Annotated in this window: 25 protein-coding genes, 2 pseudogenes and 1 riboswitch; of the genes and pseudogenes, 13 read left to right on the top strand and 14 right to left on the bottom strand. The window is 35.4% G+C overall.

Features of this window, described 5'->3' with window-relative positions; all coding sequences use genetic code 11:
- The first annotated feature begins 9 nt into the window (after nt 1–9).
- The 7 genes and pseudogenes from ubiE to gorA all read left to right on the top strand — a co-directional run bounded on the left by ubiE (nt 10) and on the right by gorA (nt 6,739).
- A complete protein-coding gene (gene ubiE / locus J3U09_RS03785) occupies nt 10–780 on the top strand; it encodes a bifunctional demethylmenaquinone methyltransferase/2-methoxy-6-polyprenyl-1,4-benzoquinol methylase UbiE (protein WP_065563595.1) in 771 nt (256 codons plus the stop codon).
- Nucleotides 781–795: 15 nt separating this feature from the next.
- The gene (gene ubiB, locus J3U09_RS03790) at nt 796–2,337 is read left to right on the top strand and encodes a ubiquinone biosynthesis regulatory protein kinase UbiB (RefSeq protein WP_267357181.1); all 1,542 of its coding nucleotides are present in this window, start codon (nt 796–798) and stop codon (nt 2,335–2,337) included.
- A gap of 72 nt (nt 2,338–2,409) precedes the next feature.
- Nucleotides 2,410–2,622, top strand: a complete 213-nt coding sequence (tatA, locus tag J3U09_RS03795; RefSeq protein ID WP_267357182.1) for a twin-arginine translocase TatA/TatE family subunit — start codon at nt 2,410–2,412, stop codon at nt 2,620–2,622.
- A 3-nt stretch (nt 2,623–2,625) separates the two neighbouring features.
- Nucleotides 2,626–2,949: pseudogene (gene tatB / locus J3U09_RS03800) on the top strand (Sec-independent protein translocase protein TatB); the annotation flags it as partial.
- Between the two features lie 14 nt (nt 2,950–2,963).
- Nucleotides 2,964–3,725 (top strand): twin-arginine translocase subunit TatC, encoded by a 762-nt coding sequence (gene tatC / locus J3U09_RS03805; RefSeq protein ID WP_065563592.1) that lies wholly within the window; start codon nt 2,964–2,966, stop codon nt 3,723–3,725.
- 44 nt (nt 3,726–3,769) lie between these two features.
- Nucleotides 3,770–5,194: a bifunctional D-glycero-beta-D-manno-heptose-7-phosphate kinase/D-glycero-beta-D-manno-heptose 1-phosphate adenylyltransferase HldE gene (gene hldE, locus J3U09_RS03810; RefSeq protein ID WP_267357183.1), complete on the top strand. Its 1,425-nt coding sequence runs from the start codon at nt 3,770–3,772 to the stop codon at nt 5,192–5,194.
- Nucleotides 5,195–5,386: 192 nt separating this feature from the next.
- A complete protein-coding gene (gorA, locus tag J3U09_RS03815; RefSeq protein ID WP_220225717.1) occupies nt 5,387–6,739 on the top strand; it encodes a glutathione-disulfide reductase in 1,353 nt (450 codons plus the stop codon).
- A 72-nt stretch (nt 6,740–6,811) separates the two neighbouring features.
- Here gorA and J3U09_RS03820 read toward each other — a convergent pair whose 3' ends face one another.
- The gene (locus J3U09_RS03820; RefSeq protein WP_267357184.1) at nt 6,812–8,161 is read right to left on the bottom strand and encodes an MFS transporter; all 1,350 of its coding nucleotides are present in this window, start codon (nt 8,159–8,161) and stop codon (nt 6,812–6,814) included.
- Nucleotides 8,162–8,404: 243 nt separating this feature from the next.
- On the opposite strand from J3U09_RS03820, the gene J3U09_RS03825 reads away from it, so the two are divergent.
- From J3U09_RS03825 to mnmE, 3 genes are all read left to right on the top strand, one after another.
- Nucleotides 8,405–8,956 carry a DNA-3-methyladenine glycosylase I gene (locus tag J3U09_RS03825; protein ID WP_267357185.1) on the top strand — a complete coding sequence of 184 codons (552 nt, stop codon included), beginning with the start codon at nt 8,405–8,407 and terminating at the stop codon, nt 8,954–8,956.
- A gap of 10 nt (nt 8,957–8,966) precedes the next feature.
- Entirely contained in the window at nt 8,967–9,569 is a 603-nt protein-coding gene (locus tag J3U09_RS03830) for a YdcF family protein (protein WP_267357186.1), read from the top strand.
- 95 nt (nt 9,570–9,664) lie between these two features.
- Complete coding sequence (gene mnmE / locus J3U09_RS03835) at nt 9,665–11,026, top strand: tRNA uridine-5-carboxymethylaminomethyl(34) synthesis GTPase MnmE (protein ID WP_267357187.1); 1,362 nt, start codon at nt 9,665–9,667, stop codon at nt 11,024–11,026.
- A gap of 182 nt (nt 11,027–11,208) precedes the next feature.
- Here mnmE and J3U09_RS03840 read toward each other — a convergent pair whose 3' ends face one another.
- A complete protein-coding gene (locus tag J3U09_RS03840) occupies nt 11,209–12,099 on the bottom strand; it encodes a LysR family transcriptional regulator (protein WP_267357188.1) in 891 nt (296 codons plus the stop codon).
- Nucleotides 12,100–12,247: 148 nt separating this feature from the next.
- Between J3U09_RS03840 and J3U09_RS03845 the strand changes: the two genes are divergently transcribed.
- Together J3U09_RS03845 and J3U09_RS03850 are read left to right on the top strand one after the other, a co-directional pair.
- Nucleotides 12,248–13,150, top strand: a complete 903-nt coding sequence (locus J3U09_RS03845; protein ID WP_267331779.1) for a DMT family transporter — start codon at nt 12,248–12,250, stop codon at nt 13,148–13,150.
- Between the two features lie 272 nt (nt 13,151–13,422).
- Nucleotides 13,423–13,605 (top strand): annotated as a pseudogene (locus tag J3U09_RS03850) (tRNA uridine-5-carboxymethylaminomethyl(34) synthesis GTPase MnmE); the annotation flags it as partial.
- Nucleotides 13,606–13,694: 89 nt separating this feature from the next.
- On the opposite strand, the gene J3U09_RS03855 reads toward J3U09_RS03850, so the two are convergent.
- Both J3U09_RS03855 and J3U09_RS03860 read right to left on the bottom strand, forming a co-directional pair.
- Entirely contained in the window at nt 13,695–15,119 is a 1,425-nt protein-coding gene (locus tag J3U09_RS03855; protein WP_267357189.1) for an MFS transporter, read from the bottom strand.
- A 15-nt stretch (nt 15,120–15,134) separates the two neighbouring features.
- Nucleotides 15,135–16,307 (bottom strand): M20 aminoacylase family protein, encoded by a 1,173-nt coding sequence (locus tag J3U09_RS03860; protein ID WP_267357190.1) that lies wholly within the window; start codon nt 16,305–16,307, stop codon nt 15,135–15,137.
- Nucleotides 16,308–16,735: 428 nt separating this feature from the next.
- Here J3U09_RS03860 and J3U09_RS03865 point away from each other — a divergent pair, with 428 nt between their 5' ends.
- Nucleotides 16,736–16,942: a heavy-metal-associated domain-containing protein gene (locus tag J3U09_RS03865; protein ID WP_065563584.1), complete on the top strand. Its 207-nt coding sequence runs from the start codon at nt 16,736–16,738 to the stop codon at nt 16,940–16,942.
- Between the two features lie 195 nt (nt 16,943–17,137).
- Here the strand turns inward: J3U09_RS03865 and thiD are convergent, their stop codons facing one another.
- The 10 genes from thiD to aroK form a co-directional block, all read right to left on the bottom strand.
- Complete coding sequence (gene thiD / locus J3U09_RS03870) at nt 17,138–17,950, bottom strand: bifunctional hydroxymethylpyrimidine kinase/phosphomethylpyrimidine kinase (RefSeq protein WP_267357191.1); 813 nt, start codon at nt 17,948–17,950, stop codon at nt 17,138–17,140.
- Nucleotides 17,951–17,961: 11 nt separating this feature from the next.
- On the bottom strand, nt 17,962–18,603 hold the full coding sequence (gene thiE, locus J3U09_RS03875; protein ID WP_065563582.1) for a thiamine phosphate synthase: 642 nt from the start codon (nt 18,601–18,603) through the stop codon (nt 17,962–17,964).
- A complete protein-coding gene (gene thiM / locus J3U09_RS03880) occupies nt 18,603–19,388 on the bottom strand; it encodes a hydroxyethylthiazole kinase (protein ID WP_267357192.1) in 786 nt (261 codons plus the stop codon). The genes thiE and thiM overlap by 1 nt, the downstream gene beginning before the upstream one ends.
- Nucleotides 19,389–19,440: 52 nt before the next feature.
- A riboswitch (TPP riboswitch) is annotated at nt 19,441–19,542 on the bottom strand.
- Nucleotides 19,543–19,596: 54 nt separating this feature from the next.
- On the bottom strand, nt 19,597–20,958 hold the full coding sequence (trkA, locus tag J3U09_RS03885) for a Trk system potassium transporter TrkA (protein WP_065563580.1): 1,362 nt from the start codon (nt 20,956–20,958) through the stop codon (nt 19,597–19,599).
- Between the two features lie 114 nt (nt 20,959–21,072).
- Nucleotides 21,073–22,068 carry a tryptophan--tRNA ligase gene (gene trpS / locus J3U09_RS03890; protein WP_065563579.1) on the bottom strand — a complete coding sequence of 332 codons (996 nt, stop codon included), beginning with the start codon at nt 22,066–22,068 and terminating at the stop codon, nt 21,073–21,075.
- A gap of 23 nt (nt 22,069–22,091) precedes the next feature.
- The gene (locus tag J3U09_RS03895; RefSeq protein ID WP_065563578.1) at nt 22,092–22,787 is read right to left on the bottom strand and encodes a phosphoglycolate phosphatase; all 696 of its coding nucleotides are present in this window, start codon (nt 22,785–22,787) and stop codon (nt 22,092–22,094) included.
- On the bottom strand, nt 22,780–23,457 hold the full coding sequence (gene rpe, locus J3U09_RS03900) for a ribulose-phosphate 3-epimerase (protein ID WP_065734647.1): 678 nt from the start codon (nt 23,455–23,457) through the stop codon (nt 22,780–22,782). Before rpe ends, J3U09_RS03895 begins: the two co-directional genes overlap by 8 nt.
- A 39-nt stretch (nt 23,458–23,496) precedes the next feature.
- Nucleotides 23,497–24,315 carry a Dam family site-specific DNA-(adenine-N6)-methyltransferase gene (locus tag J3U09_RS03905; protein ID WP_065563576.1) on the bottom strand — a complete coding sequence of 273 codons (819 nt, stop codon included), beginning with the start codon at nt 24,313–24,315 and terminating at the stop codon, nt 23,497–23,499.
- Between the two features lie 9 nt (nt 24,316–24,324).
- Complete coding sequence (locus J3U09_RS03910) at nt 24,325–25,134, bottom strand: SPOR domain-containing protein (protein WP_065563575.1); 810 nt, start codon at nt 25,132–25,134, stop codon at nt 24,325–24,327.
- A gap of 60 nt (nt 25,135–25,194) precedes the next feature.
- The gene (aroK, locus tag J3U09_RS03915) at nt 25,195–25,716 is read right to left on the bottom strand and encodes a shikimate kinase AroK (protein ID WP_065563574.1); all 522 of its coding nucleotides are present in this window, start codon (nt 25,714–25,716) and stop codon (nt 25,195–25,197) included.
- Between the last annotated feature and the right edge of the window lie 7 nt (nt 25,717–25,723).

The following is a 25,723-nucleotide window of genomic DNA, read 5'->3' on the forward strand; positions in this document are numbered from 1 at the left end:
TGAATTTTTATGTCTCAATCTTCTCAACCAAATGAAAATCAGGATAAAATTGATTTTGGTTACACCCAAGTTCCAAAACAAGATAAAGTAAAACGCGTAGCAGAGGTGTTTCATTCTGTTGCAGATAAATACGATATCATGAACGATCTAATGTCATTTGGTATTCACCGAATCTGGAAAAAAATAACTATTGAGTATAGTAGTGTTAGGAAAGGACAAAAAGTCCTTGATCTAGCTGGTGGTACAGGTGATTTAACAGCTAAATTCTCACAAATAGTTGGAGATGATGGCTTAGTTGTATTAGCAGATATCAATGAGTCAATGCTTAAGGTTGGTAGAGACAAACTACGAGATAAAGGCTTATTTAAAAATATTGAATATGTACAAGCAAATGCAGAGGAGTTACCATTTGCAGATAACTATTTTGATTGTATCACTATCTCATTTGGTCTACGAAATGTGACTGATAAGCAAAAAGCGCTAGAATCTATGTGGCGAGTTTTAAAGCCAGGAGGGCGTTTATTGATTCTAGAATTCTCTAAACCACAATACCAAATTTTAAATAAAGCCTACGATCTTTACTCATTTACTATGTTGCCATTAATGGGAAAAATCGTAGCGAATGATTCAGATAGTTATCGATATTTAGCTGAATCTATCAGAATGCACCCAGATCAAAAAACACTGAAAAAAATGATGGAAGATGCTGGGTTTGTCGATGTTAAATATCACAATATGACAGGCGGTATTGTAGCCTTACATACTGGTTTTAAATTTTAATGTGATAAACAAATAATGACATTTTTTCGACTTTATAAAATATTAACCATATTTCGAGCTTATCGATTAGAAGAGCTATTACCAAAACACCGTGTCTCAATGTGGTTACGAGTATTATTGTTTTGTTTGTTTTGGGTTAGACCTAAATCAAATCAACAAGAGATTGGTGAAAGGTTGCGTCAAGCCTTACAAGAGCTAGGCCCGGTATGGATAAAATTTGGGCAAATGGTTTCAACAAGACGCGATGTGTTGCCAAAACATCTTGTCGATGCTCTAGCCAAATTACAAGACCAAGTTACCCCTTTCGATGGAAAAATTGCAAAACAAATTATTGAAACTGCTCTAGGGTGTCCTATCGATTTTTATTTTTCAGATTTTAATGATCAACCATTAGCATCAGCATCCATCGCACAAGTTCATACAGCAACTTTAAAAAGTAGCCAAGCTGAAGTGGTAATCAAAGTTTTGCGACCAAATATTTTACCTATAATTAAATCTGACATTCGCTTAATGTATTGGATTGCTAACCAATTTACTAAACGGATAAAATTTGGTGAAAAGTTACGGGCTGTAGAAATTGTCAGTGATTATGAAAACACGCTTCTAAAAGAATTGGATCTTCAGAAAGAAGCTTATAACACAGCTCGTTTGCGCGACAATTTCATTAATAGTGAGATCCTTTATATTCCCTATGTGTACCAAGATTTGTGCCGAAAAAATGTTTTAGTTGAAGAGCGAATTTATGGTACTCCGATAGCTAATGTTGATGAATTAAAAAGAAATAATGTCAATATGAAGTTATTAGCAGAGCGTGGTGTTCAAGCTTTCTTTACCCAAGTATTTAGGGATAATTTTTTTCATGCAGATATGCACCCGGGCAATATCTTTGTGGATATAAGCGAACCCCAAAATCCTCGTTACATTGGGATAGATTGTGCAATTGTAGGTATTTTGACTGAAGATGATCAACGCTATTTGGCTGAAAATTTTCTTGCATTTTTTAACCAAGATTATCGAAAAATTGCACAAATTTATATCAAATCAGGTTGGGTTCCTGAAACAACGGATGTTGCCGCATTAGAAATGGCTATGCGCAATGTTTGCGAACCTGCATTTGCTAAACCACTTGGTGAGCTCTCCTTTTCGCAAATTTTATTATCACTATTTCAAGTTGCACGTCAATTTGAGATGGATATTCAACCTCAATTAACCTTACTTGAAAAAACGTTATTTTATATAGAAGGGTTAGGGCGTCAACTCTATCCAGAACTTGACTTGTGGCAAACGGCTAAACCATTTTTAGAAAATTGGTATGAAGATAAATACAGTGCTAAAAAGTTATTACATCAAGTTTGGACTTCCTTACCAGAATGGAAAAACCTTGTTGTTGAGCTACCGGAAAAGTTGAATGATCAGGCTCGGATGACTAAGCTGATGCATGTTCAGTTAAAACAGATTAATCAACAACTTCAACGTAGTAAAAGAAACCAACAAAGATTAATGTTTGCAATTAGTATTCTTAGTCTTTTATGTATTGCTTTACTTGTCGGGCATTAAGCGAGTTATTTTTTGGAATCTCACCATTTAAGTGTATAATTTTACTATTTTAAGCTATTGGAGACTTATCATATGCCAAGTTTGCCCAAATTACTCATATTTGTAGCGGTTATCGTTCTATTATTTGGAACAAAAAAATTGCGTTCATTGGGCTCTGATCTTGGGGCTTCCATTAAAGGTTTTAAGAAAGCTATGAATGACGACGATGATCAAAAAGAGGCAGATGATTCACAAAAAGTGGAACGTCTTAACTCATCTGATGATAACCACACCAATAAAGAGTAACTTGTGTTTGATATTAGCTTTGGTCAGCTACTATTAGTCTTAATTATCGGGTTGGTCGTATTAGGGCCAGAGCGTCTACCTATTGCAATTAAAACTGTTGCAAGCTGGATAAAAGTACTCCGCCGTATGTCTGCAACTGTTCAGTTAGAATTGAATAAAGAGCTTAAATTACAAGAGTTACAAGATAGTTTAAAAAAAGCAGAACAAAGTGGGCTAAATACTCTAACACCGGAAATTCAAGAATCCATTGATGAATTAAAACGCGTAACCGAAACACTACAAAAAGAGATCGATTCCGCCTCTCAAATAGATACAACAATTCATTCAGACAAAGATAAATTATGACAGACGACGCAACGCAACCACTTATTGGTCATCTAGTAGAACTAAGAACACGGCTTTTACGATGTATCATCTGTATATTAATTGTATTAACGTGTTTACTCTATTTCTCGAATGATATTTACCATATTGTTGCTAATCCGCTTATTAGTCAATTGCCAAAAGGTAGTAGCATGATTGCAACTGACATTGCGGCACCATTTTTTACTCCTATTAAACTGACTGCTGTTGTTTCGATATTTATTTCGATTCCTTATATTTTGTATCAAGTATGGGGATTTATTGCACCTGCATTATATCAACATGAAAAACGTCTAATTATGCCATTGATAATTTCAAGTACGGTACTTTTTTATATTGGTATTGCGTTTGCTTATTTTGCAGTATTTCCTCTCGCTTTTTACTTCTTTATTCATACTGCTCCAGTTGATGTTGCGATAAATACCGATATAACTAAATATCTTGATTTTGTCATGACATTATTTATAGTCTTTGGTTTTGCATTTGAAGTCCCTGTTGCAATAATATTGCTGTGCTGGACAGGAGTAACAACCCCTAAAAATCTACGTAAAAAAAGACCTTATATTATTGTAGCAGTATTTGCTGTAGCTATGTTTGTTACACCACCAGACGTATTTTCACAAATTTTATTAGCTGTACCTATCTGTTTATTATTTGAAGTTGGGACATTCTTTGCCCGGTTTTATCAACCAAGAAAAAAAATCATACAAGATGATGATAAAAATATAGACGATGAATAATAGATTGATAATTGATCCAATGAATACGAGTAAAGGATAACTAAATGAAAACATCTCTTCCTGAGTTTAATCTGGCAAATGTTCTTGTTGTTGGCGATATTATGTTAGATCGCTATTGGTATGGCGGTACCAATCGCATATCACCAGAAGCACCTGTACCAATTGTTAAAATTGATTCTCTTGAAGAACGTCCTGGCGGTGCAGCTAATGTTGCACTCAATATTACCTCCCTCGGAGGTAAAGCGCGTTTAATTGGTCTTACAGGAATGGATGAACCTGCTAAGGTGCTTGATGAGCAACTTACTAATCGACATGTTCATTGCGATTTTGTATCTGTCTCAACACATCCAACTATTACTAAATTAAGAGTGTTATCAAGAAATCAACAATTAATAAGGATTGATTTTGAGGAAGGTTTTAATAATGTGGATCATACTCCTATTTTAGAGCGTATTGATACCGCACTTACAACTTCTAAAGTAATGGTTCTATCGGATTATGCCAAAGGTGCATTAACTGCTGTACAAGAAATGATAAAACAAGCACGAAAAGTTAATGTACCAATATTGGTTGATCCTAAAGGTACTGATTTTGAGCGTTATCGTGGTGTAACATTACTGACACCAAATATGTCTGAATTTGAAGCTGTAGTTGGAACATGTAAAACAGAAGAAGAGATCATTGAAAAAGGTTCTCAACTTATTAAGCAATATGATCTTAAAGCCTTGCTTGTTACTCGTAGTGAAAAAGGCATGACGTTAATACAATTAGATAAACCTGTTTACCATCTACCAACTCAAGCTAAAGAGGTATTTGATGTTACCGGTGCGGGTGATACTGTAATCGCAACTTTAGCAGCTTCATTAGCTGCAGGGCAATCACTTGAAGAAAGCTGTTATTTAGCAAACGCTGCAGCCGGTGTAGTTGTCGGTAAATTGGGAACATCAACTGTTTCGCAAGTTGAATTAAGTAATGCTATTCGGGCTCGCGCAGATGATGGTTTTGGGGTGATGACTGAAGATGAATTAAAAGAAGAAATTCGTAAAGCACGATTACGTGGTGAAAAAATTGTCATGACTAATGGCTGTTTTGACATTTTACACGCTGGGCATGTTTCATATCTTGCTAATGCTCGCAAGCTTGGTGACCGTTTGATTGTAGCAGTAAATAGTGATACCTCAGTAAAACAATTGAAAGGGGAATCCCGACCAATAAATCCATTAATGCAAAGAATGATAGTATTAGGTGCACTTGATTCAGTTGACTGGGTTGTTCCTTTTGAAGAAGAGACTTCACAAAGGTTGATTGCCAGTATTTTACCTGATGTATTAGTAAAAGGTGGTGACTATAAACCTGAAGATATCGTTGGTGGAAAAGAAGTTATAGAAGCAGGTGGAGTAGTTAAAGTCCTTAATTTTGAAGATGGATGTTCGACTACAAACATCATTGATAAGATTAAACAGAAATAAATAATATAATAATTAGCTATTTATTTAAGTAGCTAATTAGTCAATTATCGAATTATTTAGGTTTGGGTATATTTTAAAATCAATTAATAGATAATAACTATCGTTAAATTTCAAAATTAATACTTTTTTTATTATCTGCTTTATGCAAACCTATCAACTACCAAATGCTAATTTATTTAAAGGATTTCTTTTATGACTAAACACTATGACTATATTGCTATCGGTGGTGGTAGTGGGGGTATTGCTTCAATTAATCGAGCGGCATCTTACGGTAAAAAGTGCGCTATTATTGAAGCTAAATTATTAGGCGGAACTTGTGTCAATGTTGGGTGTGTTCCCAAAAAAATTATGTGGTATGGTGCACAAATTGCTGAGGCGATTAATCATTATGGCCCTGATTATGGTTTTGATACGACAATTAATCATTTTGATTGGGATAAACTAATCGCTAGCCGAACAGCTTATATTGATCGTGTTCATCAATCTTATGATCGAGTATTAAACAATAATAATGTCGATGTTATTCATGGATATGCTAAATTTATTGATAGCAAAACGCTTGATGTCAATGGTGTGCATTATAGTGCCGATCATATTCTTATTGCTGTCGGTGGTAAGCCAAGTATACCCAATATTCCCGGAGCGCAATATGGAATTACTTCTGATGGATTCTTTGAATTAAAAGCATTACCAAAAAGAGTGGCCGTTGTTGGTGCAGGCTATATAGCTTGTGAAATTGCCAGTGTTTTACACTCGCTAGGTGCTGAAACTCATCAATTTGTTCGGCAAGGCACACCTTTACGTGCTTTCGATCCATTAATTGTTGAAACATTAATGGAAGTTATAACTAATGATGGTCAGCATTTGCATACTTTTGCAATTCCATCTTCTGTCACTAAAAACGTTGATGAATCATTAACGTTAACATTAGAAGATGGTAAAAATTATACTGTTGATTGTTTAATTTGGGCAATAGGACGAGAACCTGCAACTAAAGAAATGAATTTATCTGCAGCTGGCATTAAAGTTGACAGTAATGGGTTTATTATTGTTGATGAGTATCAAAATACTAATGTAGCAGGAATTTATTCTGTTGGCGATGATACTGGAGCAGCGGCATTAACACCAGTTGCAGTTGCTGCTGGTCGACGCTTATCTGAACGACTTTTCAACAATAAACCAAATGAACATCTAGATTATACTAATATTCCAACGGTGGTATTTACCCATCCACCGATCGGGACAGTTGGGTTAACAGAACCACAAGCAATGTTACAATATGGCCCTGAAAACGTGAAGGTCTATAAATCTACGTTTACTGCTATGTATACTGCCGTAACTTCTCATCGTCAACCGTGTAAAATGAAATTAGTTTGTATTGGTGAACAAGAAAAAATAGTCGGCATTCATGGTATAGGCTATGGTATGGACGAAATTTTACAAGGTTTTGCTGTCGCATTAAAAATGGGTGCAACAAAAAAAGACTTTGATAACACCATCGCCATTCACCCAACAGCGGCAGAAGAGTTTGTTACAATGCGCTAATGTATAGAAAATTTATTATATCTTGTTAAAAAAAACAGGGCTTTAGCCCTGTTTTTATATGGTGTTAAATGATTAATTATCTACTCTATTTTGCCAACCATTTTGAGCTAATGATGAAAAACCAACTAAAACAGCAAGTAAAGCCACTGCTGAGATGTAAATACCTGCTCCCAGATAACTGTATTCACCTAATATATGATCGGGACTTAATAAGTAGATAGTTAAAGTCGGCGTTATTGCACTAAACAATGCATAGGCTAAATTGTAAGATAATGATAGACCAGAATAGCGAATGGCTGGTGGAAAGGTTCTAGTTCCTATAATTGGTGTCATAGCGATTGATCCGATAAATAAGCCAAATATCGCCCAAATCGAATATAGTTTAGCTAATGACATATCTGGCGTTAGTGAACTATAGAAATAGATGCTTACCACAGCCAATCCACCCCATGTTATGACGACTGTTTTTGCTGTGCCTAATTTATCATCTAACCAACCAGAAATAACACAGCCAATTGATAATGTTAAGGCAGCAATACATCCACCTATACGCCAATCCAGATTAGCAAAATGATACATACCGCCAACGATACGGCCAGGAGTAATTAAAATACCAACCATAATTGCTGTTGATAATGACCAAGTTAACAAAGCGACTATCAAACAAGCTGTCTTATGTTTTTTTAGTACGGTAACAACAGGAATGCTTTTTTCTAATGCTTTACGTGCAGCTAATTCCTTGAAGATTGGCGTTTCAGATAAAAATTTTCGTAAGTAGACTGAAATCACACCAAAAATTCCACCAATAATAAACGGTATACGCCAAGCATAATCTAAAATATTTTGGCTAGTAAAATAGAGATCAACAATAATTGTAACGAAAAATCCAAGTAAAATTCCGCCTGTAATACCTGATGTTAACGTACCAACGCCCAAACCATAGCGTTGTTTTGGTGTATGTTCTGCGATAAATACCCATGCACCCGGCATTTCTCCACCAATAGCTGCACCTTGTAGCATACGCATCAACAATAATAATAATGGTGCTACAATACCAATTGTTTCATAGGTTGGTAAAATACCGATAATAAAAGTAGGTAAAGCCATCATTGCTACACTTAAGGTAAACATCCGTTTTCGGCCAACTTTATCTCCAAAATGGGCCATAATAATTCCGCCAACAGGACGAACTAAATAACCAGCAGCAAAAATCCCCCATGCAAATAAATCTAAGGTTAATGGTGACAAGGTATGTGGTAAAAATAGTGGCTTGACAATGGTATCAATATATAGTGCATAGATAACAAAGTCATAAAATTCAAGCGTTCCACCTAAAGATGACAATATTAATGTTTTAAAATCCTTACTATTTAATGGTCGGGCGACCGGTTGCCATTCAGCGTTAATTTCAGATTGACTCATGAAAAAACCTTATTTTTATTATTAAATGAATATAGCCAGTAAAGGAAATGACTATTCTTTGATAAATTTTAATCTTGAAAAGGCATTCTGCCATAAAAAGTAGTCTTTTGTTTAATCATAAAAAAATTTAATCAACAATAGCGATATGTTTGTTTGATTTATAATATGTATAAAAAATGATATTAAGCTAAAATTCTATCTATATATCTCATATAATAATTTTAAAATATTTGGATAAAAATAATGGCAAAACGATGCAGTTGGGTTACAAAAGACCCGTTATATATAAATTATCATGATAATGAATGGGGTTATCCACAATATGATAGCCTTAAACTATTTGAAAAAATTTGTCTTGAAGGACAACAAGCTGGATTATCTTGGATTACCGTACTAAAAAAAAGAGAAGAATATCGTCGATGTTTTTTTAATTTTGACCCAGAAAAAATTATTCAATTAAACGCTATTGATATAGAGTCATTACTTAAAAATAAAGGATTAATTCGAAATCGTTTAAAACTTAATAGCATTGTAAAAAATGCCCATGCCTATTTAGCTATGCAAAATAATAATGAGGATTTCTCACAATTTATTTGGTCATTCGTTGATGGTAAGCCAATAGTCAACCACTACAAAGATAAAAGTGAGGTTCCAGTTAATACAGAAATATCCGATAAAATGTCAAAAGCACTGAAAAAGAAAGGATTTTCATTCGTAGGATCAACAATTTGTTATGCATTTATGCAATCTATGGGCTTAGTTAACGACCATTTCGAAGATTGCTTTAAAAAATGAGGGGAAATTGATGACAATCATGAAATTAATAAAATATTGCCTAATATTAATATTAGTTTATTTCATTATTTGTAATATTATTATTTTTATTTATGCTAATCAAAAGCCATCTACCAATGCTGATACTTTAGTCGTATTAGGATCACAAGTGGTTGGAACACCAGCTGAAGCCCCACTTACTTTACAAAATCGCTTAGATAAAGCATATAATTATTTGCAGAGTAATCCAAATACTAAAGTAATTGTTTGTGGTGGGCAAGGAAGCGATGAATCTGCAACTGAAGCGAGTGTAATGGCTGATTACCTAATCAAAAAAGGTATTGATTCCTCGAGAGTATATCTTGAAGACAGATCAAGACGAACGGCTCAACAGTTTGTTTATGCTAATCAAATATTACCATTAGGCAAAACAGTTGTTGTGACCAATGATTTTCATATTCTTCGTTCAATTATGCTAGCTAAACGCTCGGGTATTAGTGATATTACTGGTTTACCTGCACCGTTAGCTTATACCAATATTGATAAATATATAGCAATGATAAGAGAGCCATTAGCTTTACTTAATTCATGGCTGTTTGACCATCCATTAGATTATGTTAAAAATAATAATTAGCCATTCTAATTAAGTTAGATAGCTTGCCTTTACAGATTTTTAATGATAGTCATGGTATGATTAATCATTGCTATTTTTAATTACAATTAATAAATATGAATTCAGACACAATTGTTGCACAGGCAACACCACCTGGTCGTGGTGGTGTTGGTATATTGCGTATTTCTGGACCTAAAGCACAAGAGGTAGCTAAAGTCGTTTTAGGTATCTTACCTAAACCACGATACGCTCATTATCTGCCTTTTTTAGCCGCTGATGGTACAACGTTAGATGAAGGCATTGCTTTATTTTTTCCAAATCCAAATTCGTTCACTGGTGAAGATGTACTTGAACTACAAGGTCATGGTGGACCAGTTATTTTAGATCTACTTTTAAAACGTATTTTAGAAATTTCTGGTGTGCGTATTGCAAGACCGGGTGAATTTTCAGAGCGAGCTTTCTTAAATGATAAATTAGATCTTGCACAAGCTGAAGCCATCGCAGATTTAATTGATGCGAGTTCAGAACAAGCGGCCAAATCTGCTTTGTCATCTTTACAAGGCGTGTTTTCTAAAAAGATTAATGAATTAGTGGAATCGCTTATTCATTTGCGTATTTTTACAGAAGCAGCTATTGATTTTCCTGAAGAAGAAATAGACTTTTTATCTGACGGAAAAATAGAAGCAGAGCTTGACCAAGTTATTCAACGATTAAATAAAGTTCGTCATGAAGCCAAACAAGGTTCATTACTGCGGGAAGGCATGAAAGTTGTCATTGCCGGTCGACCTAATGCGGGTAAATCAAGTTTACTTAACGCATTAGCCGGTCGTGAGGCGGCTATTGTTACTGACATAGCAGGGACAACACGTGACGTTTTGCGTGAACATATTCATATCGATGGTATGCCTTTGCATATCATTGACACTGCCGGACTACGAGAAGCCAGCGATGAAGTAGAACGAATCGGTATTGAACGGGCATGGCAAGAAATTGACCAAGCGGATCGGGTGTTATTTATGGTTGATAGCGCAACAACCAATGAGGCCAACCTAGAAAAACTTTGGCCAGAATTTATTGAACGCTTGCCTAAAAATATGCCAGTAACCGTTATTCGAAACAAAGCAGACTTAACAGGTGAACCATTAGGCTATAGTGAACAAAATGGTTATTGCCTTATCCAACTATCAGCACGAACTGGAGAAGGTATTACCTTATTACGTGATCATCTTAAACAGGTAATGGGCTTTACTAGTAGTACAGAAGGGGGCTTTTTAGCTCGTCGACGACACTTACAAGCACTTGAAAAAGCTGCAGAGCATTTAAATAATGGTAAATACCAGCTCACAACATTTCATGCTGGCGAACTATTAGCAGAAGAACTAAGATTAGCTCAAGAAGCTCTGAGTGAAATCACTGGTCAATTTACATCAGATGATTTATTAGGAAGAATATTCAGTTCATTTTGTATTGGTAAATAATTCAAGTTTTACAGTTAACGAGCTAATACTTGTCAAAAACCAGAATTCAGTTGTTTTGGTTTTTGAACATAAAGACATAGAAGAGTTGAACTACTGTAATGTCTGGAATAATTCAGTGTTATTCAAAAAAAGATAAAAAATATACTCAGTAAATACGAGAGATAATCGTTTAGGTATGGATTCTAAAGCATTAAATTTACATAATTTTCAATGTATTGTTTAAAAACTTTCACTCTGTTTGGCATATAATTTCTATCCTTGAATATTAAAGAGATAGGTCGAATGCTACCGATCCAATTAGGTAACACTTGCACTAACTCTCCATTAACTAAACTTTTTTGAACAAACTGAGATGGAACAAAACATATCCCCATTCCTGCTTTGGTTGCGTCAATTATTAGTTCAGTATCATCCATAATTAAATAAGGATTTGCTTGTACCTCATAATATTCTTTATTTGTGGTATTAGTAAGTGACCAGCTTAGGTTATGGCTTATATTAATTAAATTTTTGTCGAGCAAATCAATGGGATGTGTACATATAGGTATTTGTTCTAAATAATCTTTGGATGAGCACAATATATTTTTCGATAATAGTATTCGTTTTGCTATCCAATCACTATCGGTCAAATCTCCCACACGTATGGCAATATCTATATTCATATCAGCTAAATTGACAATTTGATTCGTAGCCATTAAATCTATTTTTATATCAGGGTATGTTTTCATAAATGAAAACACACAGTTTCCAAGCCATTGATGTGTTAGGCTTAATGGTGCAGTTATTCTTATTGTTCCGGATAACTTTTTATTAAAATCATACAAATCTACAGCTGTTTCAACGAACTCCTCAACTAAGGTAGTAAATTTAGCAATATACATTTGTCCTAATGTGGTAAGGGTGATCTTCCTACTGCTTCTATGCATCAAAAGACCGCCAATAGCCTCTTCTAATTGAGTTAGACGTCTGCTTATAGTTGGTGAAGGCATACAAAGTTTATGCGATGCCTTAACAATACTACCTTCTTTGATTACATTAACGAAAATGACCAAATCATCTAATGATAATTTCATTTTTGAAATTTAACCTTGTTTTTTTGTTTATTGTACTATGAATGAATTATTCATAAAATCAAAATCTATCAGTTATTGACCTACCTTAAGCAACGTGAACTAACTTGATACCATTAGATGCCTTTTTATGAATAAAATAGAGATTAAAATGAAAAAAAAAATTACAATTTTACTTGTTATACTATCAACCTTTTTTTGGGGAACTAATTTTAATGCTGGTTCGATAGTTGTCTCTTCCGTATCGCCACTTACAGCAGCTTCTGAACGTTTTATTATTGCAACATTAGCTATTTTTGTTTTTATGATCATTAAAGATAAAGGCAACATCAATGCATTTAAATTAAATTGGAAACCATTAATTTTACTTGGATTATGTGGCATTACAGGCTTCAATTTAGCCTTTTTTATCGGGTTACAAACTACATCCGCTTTAAATGGTGCACTTATTATGGCTACATCGCCAGTGACAACCATATTAATATCATCAATTACAGAAAAACACCGTGTTTCATTGCCACAAACTGTAGGGATGTTGATCAGCTTGATTGGTGTAATTTTAGTGATAAGCCATGGTGATATAAATAATATATTTAAATTACATTTTACTCGTGGTGATTTGATTATTTTATTGGGAAATCTGGCTTGGGCAACCTACACTGTTGGATGTCGTAGATTTATATCCGATTCGACACCATTACAAACAACAGCTTTTACGATGTTATTTGGTACTATAGGAATAGTTGTATTTTCTTTTTATCAAAGTGACTTAATAAAAGAGATTGAAGAAATTTCAACATACAATCAAATTATTCTTATTTATATGGGACTTGTTGGTTCAGTATTAGCATATTTATTTTGGAATGTTGGGATAAAAGAACTAGGTGCAGCTAATACTTCATTGTTTTTCAATTTCGTACCTGTTTTTACTTTATTACTCGCTTTTATAACCGGTACAATACCCAATTTATTACAGTTAGCTGGAGCCCTTTTAGTTATAAGTGGAGTGATATATGCGACAGGATCTTATCAAATATTAAAAATTAATCGTTAAAAAAGTCCTAATATCACAATTCAATAATCATTATTTGACATAATTAACCATAAGTTCGAGAGTTTTTTTGTTTAAAGATTTTTTGAGTAAAATGTCATTTAATGTTTTGTGCAATGACGGTTAAGTAGATTTGTACTCGTTATGGCTATTCCCTCATTCAATTAGTACGAAAAGGATCAGCTATTAACCTAAATATGTGATTATATCAAACAGGTAATGTGTTTTATGAGTAGCACGGGATGAGACTTTTGGCTTATCACTGACATTTATAAGCACTTGAAAAAGCAGCAGAGCATTTAAATAATGGTAAATACCAGCTCACAACATTTCATGCTGGCGAACTATTAGCAGAAGAACTTCGGCTTGCGCAAGAGTCATTGAGTGAAATCACTGGCGAATTTACCTCCAATGATCTACTAGGGCGCATATTCAGCTCATTTTGCATTGGTAAATAAGCTGAACATAATGTTGGTTAGAAATATAGGGATATAAATAAAAAGTCATATCCCTATGAAGTGTTTTAAGAATTAAAAATTAACTTAAGCTATTTATTTTTGCCGGCATTATTTGGAACTAAAAATAAAATTGAAATAAAACATAACAGACAAAATCCGACATTAATCCATAATCCAATTGCTGCGCCAGTTGCTATACTTTGACCACTGGCAATAACTGCAGCATAAATTGATGCTGAAATGGCGACACCAAAAGCACCGCCTAATGAACTTGCCATTTTATATATTCCTGATGCAATACCAACTTTATCTTCAGGGGCGCTAGAAATTGCTGTGTCGATCGAAGGTGTCGCATAAAAACCTAAACCAAGACCAAATAAAATGTAGCCACCTAATACTGAAATGATATAAAGCATATCTGGTAAAAATGTCAGCGTCATCAATGCAATTCCGGAACCAGTAATTAACGGTCCCATTAACATTGGTTTTTTCGCACCTACCTTTTGTAAGATTTTTTCACCAACACGAATCATACATAAAACCGAAACTAAATAACCAATAGTTAATAATCCATTTTGGAAAGAGGTAAACCCTCGCCCCTGTTGGGTATAAGTGCTGGCCACAATTAACGTGCCTGCAACAGCATTTAGCATAAAGTTGGATAAGGTAGCACCACGGTAAGGGATATTTTTAAATAATGCAAAATCAATGAAAGCGCCACTCGCTTTACTTTTTTCAATAACAAAAAATAAAATCATAAAAACAAAACAAACGGTAGCCAACGATAATGTTGTTAGACTAGTCCATCCAAAAGTAGAACCTTTGGTTATCACAAGATTTAATGAAACTAACGTAATAACAAAAACAAATAGCCCTACATAATCAAATTTTGGCAGACTCGAAGGATCTTCAATTTTGGTTTCAGGAGTTCCTTTCAACAAAAGCATACCTAATACAGCACAGATAATAGAGATTATAAAGATCCATTGCCAACCTAAATAAGTCGCTATTGCACCGCCAGCAAGCACACAAGTGCCCGAGCCGCCCCAAGATCCAATCGACCAAAAACTCAATGCACGCTGACGATCTTTGCCTTGATAATAGGTTTTCACTAATGCTAAAGTCGATGGCATAATACAGGCTGCAGATAAGCCTTGAATAATGCGTCCAAAGGTAAATAATATTTCTCCTTGGGCGAAAATCAAACAAAGACAACCAATAATACTTAAAATAAAACCAAAGTAAGTAAAACGAACTCGTCCAAAGCGATCAGCTAAACCACCAGCAACCACAATAAAGCAGCCAGAGAAAAGTGCAGTCAAACTTACTGCTAAATTAAAAGAGGCTAGAGTGATACCAACAGTATGCTGAACAGCCGGTCCAACATTGACTATTGATTGAGCAAACAGCCAAAAAGTAATAACTCCTAATACAATACCTAATGTTAACCGGTTATAACTTTTAAATTGCTTGGTGCTAGAATTCTTTGAAGTTGACATATTTAAACCAGACATAGATGCGATTTATCCTTATTTACTTAAATATGTTTCAGTTAATGCAACCCAATATGACGCAGCAGGAACAATACATTTATCATTAAAATCATAACCAGGATTATGAACACTACAAAATCCTGGTTCGTCTCCATTGCCGATAATCATGTAACAACCATTTGGATTGCTCTCTAACATAAAAGCAAAATCTTCACTGCCCATAAAAGGATGGCAATTATCATGAACACGATCTTTACCGACTAATTTCTGAGCAACTTCTAATGCAAATTTTGTTGCATTAGCACCATTATGTAAAACAGGGCTACCATTGATATGTTCGATTTTAACTGAGGCGCCAAAACTTTCCGCCTGCGAAGTGGCAATTTCGGTAATACGCTTGAGCAATAAAGTCCGGGTATTATTATCTAATGCTCTGACGGTTAGCTTCATCAATGCATCGCTATTGACCACATTGGGGGCTTCGCCAGATTGAATACAACCAATCGTGATAACAGCTTTCTCAAAGGGTGAAACATTGCGGGAAACAATACTTTGTAAAGCAATGCCAATATAACAAGCAACAAGCGTCGCATCAATTCCTCGCTCAGGCATGGCTCCATGAGCACCTTTCCCTTTGATGGTGATATGAATCGTATCGGATGAAGCCATAAGAGCACCGCTTTTAAAATAAAAATGGCCTTCCTTAAATCCGGGCATATTGTGAATACCGAAAATCACATCACAAGGAAATTGTTTAAATAAACCCTCATCGACCATCACTTTCCCACCATATAACAACTCTTCAGCTGGTTGAAAAATGACATGTAAAGTCCCATCAAAGTTGCGTGTTTCGGCAAGATATTTAGCTGCACATAGCAAAATAGTGGTATGCCCATCATGACCACAACCGTGGAATTTACCATGGCTAACACTGCTCCAAGGTTTACCCGAAGCTTCAACAATAGGTAATGCATCCATGTCAGCTCTAATACCTATTTTCTTATTACTAGCGCCATTTTTCAAAACACCAACGATGCCAGTTTTTGCTAGACCACGATGAACCTCATAGCCCCATTCAGATAGCTTATTTGCAACTAAATCACTGGTTTTTTTCTCTTCAAAACCTAACTCAGGATGTTTATGAATCTGATGTCGAATATCAACAAATTCTTGTTCTGTTTTTCTAATCGTTTCCATAATATGCTGCATTTTAGGCTCCTAATTAACCTGAATATCGTTTATGAGAAAAAATAAAAATGGAACTATACATCTAAGTTAAAATTATATTTAAAAACAAAAACTAACTTTATTATCAAAACCACATAGATGAATAAATATACAATCTAATTTTGTATAAGTCGATTATTTCTGTTATTCAATTTTTATTCTTGAAGGATAACCTTGCTTATTTTTCTTGGCACCATGGTTTATTTGAGTATAAAGGAGCAGAAACGCTCAATCATTACGTTTTATTAATAACAGATATAAATCTTATAAATTTTCACTATTCTGAGGTGTTTTTTTTGTAGGCTTATTGGCGTAATATAATCACTATACTTTATATGGCAGGCAAATTTATTTTAATTATAGATGTTCCAACGTTGCACTAGATGAATTATAGATAACAAAAGGGGATAATGATGAAATTAATCGTCGATAATATGAGTTGTCAACATTGTGTTAAAACCATTACTAAAGCAATTAATGATATTGATCCTAAAGCTAAAGTGACTGTTGATTTAGCGAAACATGAAGTTGATATAGAAGGTGGTACTATCTCGCAAGAAGCTGCAATTCAAGCCGTTAATCAAGCAGGGTTTGAGTTTGTGGGTATTTCGTATTAAGGCAATACTTTTACAATTTCTCATTTTAAACGATTAAGACAATCGCTTAAATACTAGATAATACAAATATCCAATAGCCTCTATTTGACTAGATAATGCACTAAAAAAGTTTTCATATACTTCATTGGCACGGATTGTCGATGAAGTATATAGCTGTTGAAAATAGCGTTTGCCGAAAATACCACATTTAGCTTTCTAGCCTTTTCCTGCGGTGTCCCACCATTGATAAAAATGGTGAGTAGGTCCAATTCCTTTACCAATTTTCAAATTATCTGCATTTTCAATGGCACCTTGTAGGTATTTTTTTGCTTGTTTAACGGCTTCTTCTAACTCATATTTTGGTAGTAATGCTGCAATAGCTGCGGATAATGTGCAACCTGTACCATGTGTGTTTTTAGTTTGGATACGTGGTGATGCCATTCTGATGATCTTTGTTGGCGTGATTAAATAATCCGGACTTTCTTGACTTGGCAAATGTCCCCCTTTCATTAATACTGCCTGACAGCCTAATTTGAGTAGCTCATAACCCTGTTGTTGCATTTCATCTTCGTTTTGTGCCTCATGACAATCAAGTAATGCTGCTGCTTCTGGAAGGTTAGGGGTGATGATAGTGGCGAATGGTAATAGCAATTCTCGAATAGCGGTAATGGCATCATTTCTCAATAAAGGATGCCCCCCTTTGGCTATCATTACCGTATCAAGAACAATATTGGCAATAGGATTATTGCTTAATAGATGATTAACTGTGGTTACAATCTCTTTATTCATCAGCATACCGATTTTAACGCTATCAATATGGATATCTTGATAAAGTGTGTTAAATTGAGCCTCAACAAATTCGGGTGGCACCGGGTATATGCTATTAACACCTTGTGTACTTTGTGCGGTTAAAGCAGTAATGACTGACATCCCATAAGCGCCAAGCGCTGAAAAGGCCTTTAAATCGGCCTGAATACCTGCACCGCCACTAGGATCGCTACCAGCTATAGTTAATGAAACTGTTGTCATGGTTTAATTTCCTATCTTGCTTGTCTTATTTTTCTAATCAAATCAGATGTGGCCTTAGCAATATCTCCTTGCCCGCAAATTGCGGATACAACGGCAATACCTTCAATGCCAGTTTGAATCACTTCAGTTAAATTGTTTACACCGATACCACCGATCGCAACGGCAGGGCATTGTTTTGCTTTAACAAGTTCAGTCAATTGGGCGATGCCTATTGCTTCTGCTGCATCTTTTTTGGTGGGGGTTGGATAGATAGGGCCAATACCTAGATAATCGACTAGTTGCCAAGGAACGCGCTCAAGTTGCGAATAATTAGAGACTGAAAGCCCTATCCATTTATCTTCTCCAATTAATCGTCGTGCAACTTCGACAGGTAGATCGCTTTGTCCAACATGAACACCATCGGCATCGACAGCTAAAGCTATATCAATATGATCATTAATCAATAGTGGAACTTGAGTGTCGATTAATACTTCTTTTAAAGCTTGGGCGGCTTTATACCAATTTCTACCTGAATATTCTTGTTCTGAACGTAATTGAACGGCAGTAACACCATTTTCAACTGCAAACTTAGTGGTATTAACCATACCATTTATGCCATCACAAAGTACTGGGTCAAGTACTAAATAGAGTGTTAAATCAAGTTGCTTCTTCATCAAAAATCCTTATTTGTGGTGAAAACAGAAAGTTGGTCAATAATTGACATAGCAAAAGTACCTAGCCCTTGCTGTTTATTAGCGAGTTCACCCGCTTTTTTCATCATAAAGCAGGCTGAAGCAGTAGCCTTTAAATGATCTTCAGAACTTGCAATCAATGCAGCTACAATCGCAGATAATGAACAACCAGTACCAGTTACTTGTGTTAGCGCGATATCACCCCCAACAATGCTATAAACCTGCTCACCATCTGTGACATAATCGGTCTCACCTGTTATTGCAACAATGGTTTGATATTTCTTGGCTAATAGCATTGCCGCATTTAATGCAGAATCAGTAGAATCCAGTCCATCAGGCCCTTTTGATGATGATTGTTGACCACTTAATGATAGAATTTCTGAAGCATTTCCTCGAATAACTGTCGGTTTAAATGTTAATAATTGCTTAGCAATTTCAGTACGATATTTCAATGCTGCTCCAACTGCGACAGGATCTAATACCCAAGGAGTTTGATTAGCTTTTGCGGCGGCTAGTAACATGCTTTTAGCGCTATGACTATTGATCGTACCAATATTAATTAACAAACCATTTGCAATGGCAACAAAGTCCTCAACTTCTTGCTCAGCTACCACCATCGCTGGTGAAGCCCCAATCGCCAAAAGAACGTTAGCGGTGTAATTTTGTACCACATCATTGGTAATACAATGGATTAAAGGTCGCTTCTGATGAACTTGCTCAATAAAAGGAATGGCATCTTGATTTGAAAATAATTTAATGACCGACATATTCTTTCCTTATCTAATAAATAATATTAAGGGAAGAATGTGTCAAAAGCGGTAATTAAGACAGAGACTTCCCTACGCTGGCATGATCCAGATCAGGTTCAACGGGTAAATTCTCAGTTTTTTGCTCTAACAAAAAACACCCCGAGTCTAAATAACAAATTTGGATAAAATTGAATCTATTATGAACTGAGTTTAAAAATTAAACAAGTTATTGTAATAATCTTTCTATATCACTAATGGCGCGTCTATCCGGTAAGAAAATTATTAAATGATCGCCATCTTCAATCATTAAATCCGTATTTACTATAATTACATCTTCACCACGAACCACGGCACCAATCGTAGCACCTGAAGGTAATTTTAAACTGTTGATATTTTTACCGACTAATTTTGAATTTTCCGCTTCACCACGAGCAACTACTTCGACAATTTCTGATTCACCTTGGCGTAATGAGACAACTTTAACTACACCCGTTTGCCTAACATGGCTTAGTAGTTCTGAAATAGTGGCATGTTGTGGTGAAATCGCGATATCAATAACACTATCGTTAATCAATTCTAAGTAGGCTTGTCGCTGGATAAGAACGATGACTTTTTTTGCCCCCATTCTTTTTGCCAGCATAGATGACATAATATTGGCTTCATCATCGCTAGTGACCGCCACAAACAGATCGGTTAACTCGACTTGCTCTTGCGATAATAATTCTTGGTCTGATGATTCACCATGTAACACGGTGGTATTAACTAACTGCTCAGCTATTAATTCAGCTTTTTCTGCATTACGTTCAATCAACTTAACTTGATAATCATTCTCTAAACGTTTAGCTAAAGCAATGGCAACGCCACCACCACCGCTAATAATAATACGTTTATAAGGTTTTTCTAGCCGTTGTAGTTCACTGGTTACAGCTTTAATGTTAAGAGGAGGGGTAATAAAATAAACCATGTCTCCAGCTTCAATTAAAGTCGAACCTATTGGACGAATAAAACGATTTTGACGATAAATAGCAACAACACGCGCTTCGACATGTGGTAAATGCTCTTTAAGTTCGGACAGTTCGCTCCCCACTAACGCACCACCGTAATAAGCGGTTACAGCAACCAAACAGACACGATTATCATAAAACGAAGCAAACTGTAGAGCACCAGGATATTGAACTAATTGGCTAATATGATTTGTAATTAAGTTTTCAGGAGCAATAATATGATCGATGTTGATACAATCTTTATTGAAGAATGGGTATCTTTCATCGTTATATTCAGGAGCACGGATTCTAGCAACTTTTTGTGGAATATTAAACATCACATGCCCAATCTGACAAGCCATCATATTGACTTCATCAGAATTGGTAACGGCAACTAACATATCGGCTGATTCCGCGCCAGCACTCTCTAATACTTGTGGGTAAGAGGATTTACCGCAAATGACTTGTAAATCAAAACGCTCTTGCAAAGATTGCAATTTATCATGATCTTCATCAACGACAGTCACATCGTTCTGCTTTTCAGTTACTAGATATTCAGCAAGTGCACTACCAGTTTGGCCTGCACCAAGAATGATAATTTTCATAATAAACCTATTATAATCAAAAGGCCTCAAGCTAACTCATTATTAGAACAATAGAGCTCATATCAATTAAAGCCGTTTGATATTGTTTAGTAATAATCGCAATCTTATTTTAGATTATACAAAACCGATTGCGTCATAAACCTTCTTCAACGTAGGCTCTGCTTTAGCGCGAGCTTTTTGTGCTCCTTCTTGCATAATTGAAAGAAGATAATTTTCATCATCTCGATATTGATGATATTTTGCTTGTAAACCGGTTAACATCTCGATAACTTGATTTGCCACCTCGGTTTTTAGATGACCATACATTTTGCCTTCAAACTCTTTTTCAAGTTCAGCAATCGGCTTACCTGTAATACCTGTCAAAATATCTAACAGATTTGAAACACCGGCTTTGTTTTTTGAATCATAACGTACAACAGGTGGTTCGTCTGAATCGGTCATTGCCCGTTTAATCTTCTTCTCGACATCTTTCGGATTCTCAAGTAAACCAATAACATTGTTACGATTCTCATCTGATTTAGACATCTTTTTGGTTGGATCTTGTAAAGACATCACACGAGCACCTACTTTAGAAATAAACGGCTCAGGAACAGTAAAAATATCGCCATAAAGTGCATTAAAACGCATAGCGATATCACGTGATAACTCGAGATGTTGTTTCTGGTCATCACCTACAGGAACTAAATTAGCTTGATATAACAAAATATCAGCAGCCATTAATACTGGATAATCAAATAGCCCGGCGTTAATATTTTCAGAGTGACGAGATGACTTATCTTTAAACTGCGTCATACGACTCAGTTCACCAAAATAAGTATAACAGTTCAACGCCCAACCTAATTCAGCGTGAGCTGGTACTTGTGATTGAACAAAAATAGTACTTTTTTGTGGATCGATACCACACGCCAAATAAAGCGCTAACGTATCAAGTGTTGCTTTTCGCAACTTATTAGGATCTTGACGGACCGTGATCGCATGTTGATTGACAATACAATAAACGCAATCATATTCATTTTGCAAAGACACCCAATTCTTCAAAGCCCCTAAATAGTTGCCTAATGTTAGTTCTCCTGATGGCTGAGCGCCACTAAATACAATTGGTTTACTCATAATTTATTCCTAATTTATACTCATTATTTTTTTGCATCAGCCTTTGGCTGAGGTAATAAGGTTAAAATATCTTTAAAATCATCAAATAAAAAATCAGGCTTGCTAGATGCAATCGACACCCCATAATTATAACCATAACTTAATGCTACAGTCGGGCAATTAGCATTTTTAGCAGCAGTAATATCATTCTTTGAATCACCAACAAACAGCAACTGATCACTAAACAATCCAAAGGTTGCCATGACTTGATAAAGTGGGGCAGGGTGTGGTTTCAACTTAATCACATCACCACCACCAAGTACCAATGAAAAGTATTCTTTAATACCTAATGACGTCAATAAAGCAGGTAAAAATTGCGCAGGTTTATTGGTAACTAAAGCTAAGGGATAATGATTTTCATAAAGCGTTTTTAAGGTTTCTTTAACATGCGGGAATAGCGTTGTTTGCTCATCCATAACCTTATCATAATGATGATTAAACAACTGTTTCGCTTTATTGAAATCCTCTTTAGACGGATTGCGACCAATCACGTTGAATACGCGTTCGAGCATGACATCAATGCCATTACCGACCATGTTTTTTACTTGCTCATTAGTAACGGTGGGTAACTCCAAATCTGCTAACATCTTTTGTGCAGCTAAGGCAAGGCCAGGCACACTATCGACTAAAGTTCCATCTAAATCGAAAGCAATAGCTTGAATATCATTTAACTTAGCCATGGTTAACACCTTCTAATTCTTTACGCATTGCATCAATTACGGCTTTATAATCCGGTTGACCAAATATTGCCGAACCAGCAACAAACATATCAGCACCCGCTCTGGCAATTTCAGCGATATTATCAACTTTAACACCACCATCAATTTCTAAACGAATCTTTCTGCCAGACTCAATAATGCGCTGTTTAACTTGTTGCAATTTTTTTAGAGTACTTGGTATAAATGATTGTCCACCAAAACCTGGATTAACGCTCATTAATAAAATAATGTCGACTTTATCCATCACATAATCTAAATAATCTAACGGCGTTGCAGGATTAAGTACAATTCCCGCACTGCAACCATGATCTTTAATTAATTGCAAAGAACGGTCAAGGTGAATAGTAGCTTCAGGGTGAATAGAGATATTAGTTGCGCCAGCTTTGGCAAATGAGGTAATTAAATCTTCAACCGGCGAAACCATCAAATGAACATCAATCGGAGCCTTAATACCATAATCACGAAGAGCCTTACAAAACATACTACCCATCGTCAAATTTGGTACAAAATGGTTATCCATTACATCAAAATGGACAACATCGGCACCAGCGTCTAATACTTTCTGCGTATCTTCTCCAAGACGAGCAAAATCAGCGGATAATATTGATGGTGCAATAATAAACTCTTTCATAACATACCTCTACTAATAAAACCTTATACATAAAATAGGTTATTTTTGGTACAAGGCTAATATTTCATCAATTTTTTTGCGTCCTTCGCCAGCACAGCTAATTGAGCGTCGCATTTCTGCACGGTAAAGATGGCGCGCTTTACTATATAACGTTCTGGTATACTCTGTATCGTGATTTGATAGTAGTACAGGAATATTTTTTTTATAAGCTATTTTTTCAGCTAATTGTGACAATCGCTTATGTTCTTCAAAACCAAAATTATTGGAATAATAAGCCGTAAAACCGATAGATTCATTTGGAGAAAGATAAGGCGGATCACAATAAATGACAGAATTGCGTTTTGCCATTTTCATTGCTTCATGATAAGGAGTACAGATAAACTCAGCTTTTTGTGCTTTTTGAGCAAAATAGTAGAGCTCCTTCTCAGGAAAATAGATAGTTTTGTAACGTCCAAAGGGTACATTAAAAAGCCCGCTATTATTATAGCGACATAAACCGTTATAACAGTGGCGATTCAAATAGACAAACAAAAGCGATCGTAGATATTGATCTTTACTATAATTAAAGACATCTCGTAGCTGATAAAAAGCCTCAGCTTGATTATTCTGATGATTAAATAATAGCTTAAGATCATTAATAAACTTATCAGGATTGGATTGTAATAACCTAAATAACGCAATTAGATCATGATTGATATCAGCTAAAATATAACTTTTAAAGTTTGTGTTTAAAAAAACAGAACCAGCGCCTACAAAGGGCTCAATGAGTTGGTCCCCTTCTGGTAGATATTGTTTAATTGTGTCCACAAGCTCATATTTTCCTCCAGCCCATTTTAAAAAGGCTCGTTGCTTCTTCAACGGAAACTCCTATTTTGCTGATTTTTCTTTATTAATTGTTTCGCCAGATTTAATCCAAGGCTTATCTTTTTGTAGTGCACTTGGTAAAGATTTGATCGCTTTTCTGGCTTCGTCAGCAGAATCATATGTACCTTTAACTAAGATATACCATTTAACATTATTTCGTTTGGTTTCATAAATTTGGTAATTAGTAAGATTATGTTCTTTAACCAATCTTTTCAAACCATCAACTGAACTAGAAGAACTAAGTTGAATTGAAAACTGATCATTCTTAATTTTGGCAATCGAAGTTGAATTATTACCTGTTATTACACTATTATTTGAGTTAGAAACAGTAGGATTGCCTCTATCTGGATTTATTGGTTTATTTAAATTAGTTGATGAACCACTAGTATTTTGAGTTGTACTGTTACCCGTTGGTTGCAGCTCTGGTCTAGAACCCGATGTTGACTGTGTTGATGCTGGAGGTTGACTAACCCCATTATCGTGCTCATTAACATTACTATTAATTGGGGCTGGTGGCACAGGTGCAGAATTTTGTTGACCTTGCGCTAACGCCCCACTATCGCCACTGATTGTTGAATCAGGCGTTTGCGTCGACGAAACACCATTGACTTCAGGAGGAGTCAGTATGGTTGTTTTTTTTGATGGACGAGATATCACAAAGCAAACCAACAAGACAATAATAGCTAAAGCTAATCCCATAATAATCAATTTTTTCTTCGAATAATGCTGAAAAAAAGTTGATATACTAAAAGAAGGCGTAGAAGACTTACTTGATTGTTCTGGTATATAACGATCATCTTTATCTACACGCATATTAACTCCTTTCAAATGGTTTATTGCCTCATGGCCAGCCGAATTTAAAAAATTGAAATTTTAAATTTGTTCTATTTTTTCAATAATATATCCAGCAACACCTTTAGCACTTTGCTCATCAGTTTTAATCGTAATATCAGCGATCTCTTCGTAAAGTGGATCACGCTCTTCGGCTAATTCTTCGTAAAGTTCACGGGGAGTATTGCCACCTTGTAATAAAGGACGACGCTTATCTTTCTGGGTTCTTGCCATCTGTTTTTCTATTGTAGTTTCTAAATAAACTACAATACCGCGAGCTGATAAACGGTTACGTGTCTCTTTAGATAAAATTGAACCACCACCAGTAGCAAGAACTATACCTTGTTTTTCAGTCAACTCATTAATGACTTTCTCTTCTCTGGCTCGGAATCCGTCTTCACCTTCTAAGTCAAAAATCCATGCAATATCAGCACCTGTACGTTTCTCGATCTCTTGGTCAGAATCAAAAAATTCCATACCTAACTGTTGTGCAATTTGTCGGCCTATTGTGCTTTTTCCTGCCCCCATAGGGCCAATTAGAAAGATATTTCGCTTTTCTGCCATTGTAGTT

The organism is Gilliamella sp. B2889 (genome assembly GCF_026536885.1).
GTDB lineage: Bacteria > Pseudomonadota > Gammaproteobacteria > Enterobacterales > Orbaceae > Gilliamella > Gilliamella apicola_E.

What these genes read in the sequence shown, in the direction of transcription:
- ubiE (WP_065563595.1), top strand. Translation starts at nt 10, where the DNA reads ATGTCTCAATCTTCTCAACCAAATGAAAATCAGGATAAAATTGATTTT.
- ubiB (WP_267357181.1), top strand. Translation starts at nt 796, where the DNA reads ATGACATTTTTTCGACTTTATAAAATATTAACCATATTTCGAGCTTAT.
- tatA (WP_267357182.1), top strand. Translation starts at nt 2,410, where the DNA reads ATGCCAAGTTTGCCCAAATTACTCATATTTGTAGCGGTTATCGTTCTA.
- tatC (WP_065563592.1), top strand. Translation starts at nt 2,964, where the DNA reads ATGACAGACGACGCAACGCAACCACTTATTGGTCATCTAGTAGAACTA.
- hldE (WP_267357183.1), top strand. Translation starts at nt 3,770, where the DNA reads ATGAAAACATCTCTTCCTGAGTTTAATCTGGCAAATGTTCTTGTTGTT.
- gorA (WP_220225717.1), top strand. Translation starts at nt 5,387, where the DNA reads ATGACTAAACACTATGACTATATTGCTATCGGTGGTGGTAGTGGGGGT.
- J3U09_RS03820 (WP_267357184.1), bottom strand. Translation starts at nt 8,161, where the DNA reads ATGAGTCAATCTGAAATTAACGCTGAATGGCAACCGGTCGCCCGACCA.
- J3U09_RS03825 (WP_267357185.1), top strand. Translation starts at nt 8,405, where the DNA reads ATGGCAAAACGATGCAGTTGGGTTACAAAAGACCCGTTATATATAAAT.
- J3U09_RS03830 (WP_267357186.1), top strand. Translation starts at nt 8,967, where the DNA reads ATGACAATCATGAAATTAATAAAATATTGCCTAATATTAATATTAGTT.
- mnmE (WP_267357187.1), top strand. Translation starts at nt 9,665, where the DNA reads ATGAATTCAGACACAATTGTTGCACAGGCAACACCACCTGGTCGTGGT.
- J3U09_RS03840 (WP_267357188.1), bottom strand. Translation starts at nt 12,099, where the DNA reads ATGAAATTATCATTAGATGATTTGGTCATTTTCGTTAATGTAATCAAA.
- J3U09_RS03845 (WP_267331779.1), top strand. Translation starts at nt 12,248, where the DNA reads ATGAAAAAAAAAATTACAATTTTACTTGTTATACTATCAACCTTTTTT.
- J3U09_RS03855 (WP_267357189.1), bottom strand. Translation starts at nt 15,119, where the DNA reads ATGTCTGGTTTAAATATGTCAACTTCAAAGAATTCTAGCACCAAGCAA.
- J3U09_RS03860 (WP_267357190.1), bottom strand. Translation starts at nt 16,307, where the DNA reads ATGCAGCATATTATGGAAACGATTAGAAAAACAGAACAAGAATTTGTT.
- J3U09_RS03865 (WP_065563584.1), top strand. Translation starts at nt 16,736, where the DNA reads ATGATGAAATTAATCGTCGATAATATGAGTTGTCAACATTGTGTTAAA.
- thiD (WP_267357191.1), bottom strand. Translation starts at nt 17,950, where the DNA reads ATGACAACAGTTTCATTAACTATAGCTGGTAGCGATCCTAGTGGCGGT.
- thiE (WP_065563582.1), bottom strand. Translation starts at nt 18,603, where the DNA reads ATGAAGAAGCAACTTGATTTAACACTCTATTTAGTACTTGACCCAGTA.
- thiM (WP_267357192.1), bottom strand. Translation starts at nt 19,388, where the DNA reads ATGTCGGTCATTAAATTATTTTCAAATCAAGATGCCATTCCTTTTATT.
- trkA (WP_065563580.1), bottom strand. Translation starts at nt 20,958, where the DNA reads ATGAAAATTATCATTCTTGGTGCAGGCCAAACTGGTAGTGCACTTGCT.
- trpS (WP_065563579.1), bottom strand. Translation starts at nt 22,068, where the DNA reads ATGAGTAAACCAATTGTATTTAGTGGCGCTCAGCCATCAGGAGAACTA.
- J3U09_RS03895 (WP_065563578.1), bottom strand. Translation starts at nt 22,787, where the DNA reads ATGGCTAAGTTAAATGATATTCAAGCTATTGCTTTCGATTTAGATGGA.
- rpe (WP_065734647.1), bottom strand. Translation starts at nt 23,457, where the DNA reads ATGAAAGAGTTTATTATTGCACCATCAATATTATCCGCTGATTTTGCT.
- J3U09_RS03910 (WP_065563575.1), bottom strand. Translation starts at nt 25,134, where the DNA reads ATGCGTGTAGATAAAGATGATCGTTATATACCAGAACAATCAAGTAAG.
- aroK (WP_065563574.1), bottom strand. Translation starts at nt 25,716, where the DNA reads ATGGCAGAAAAGCGAAATATCTTTCTAATTGGCCCTATGGGGGCAGGA.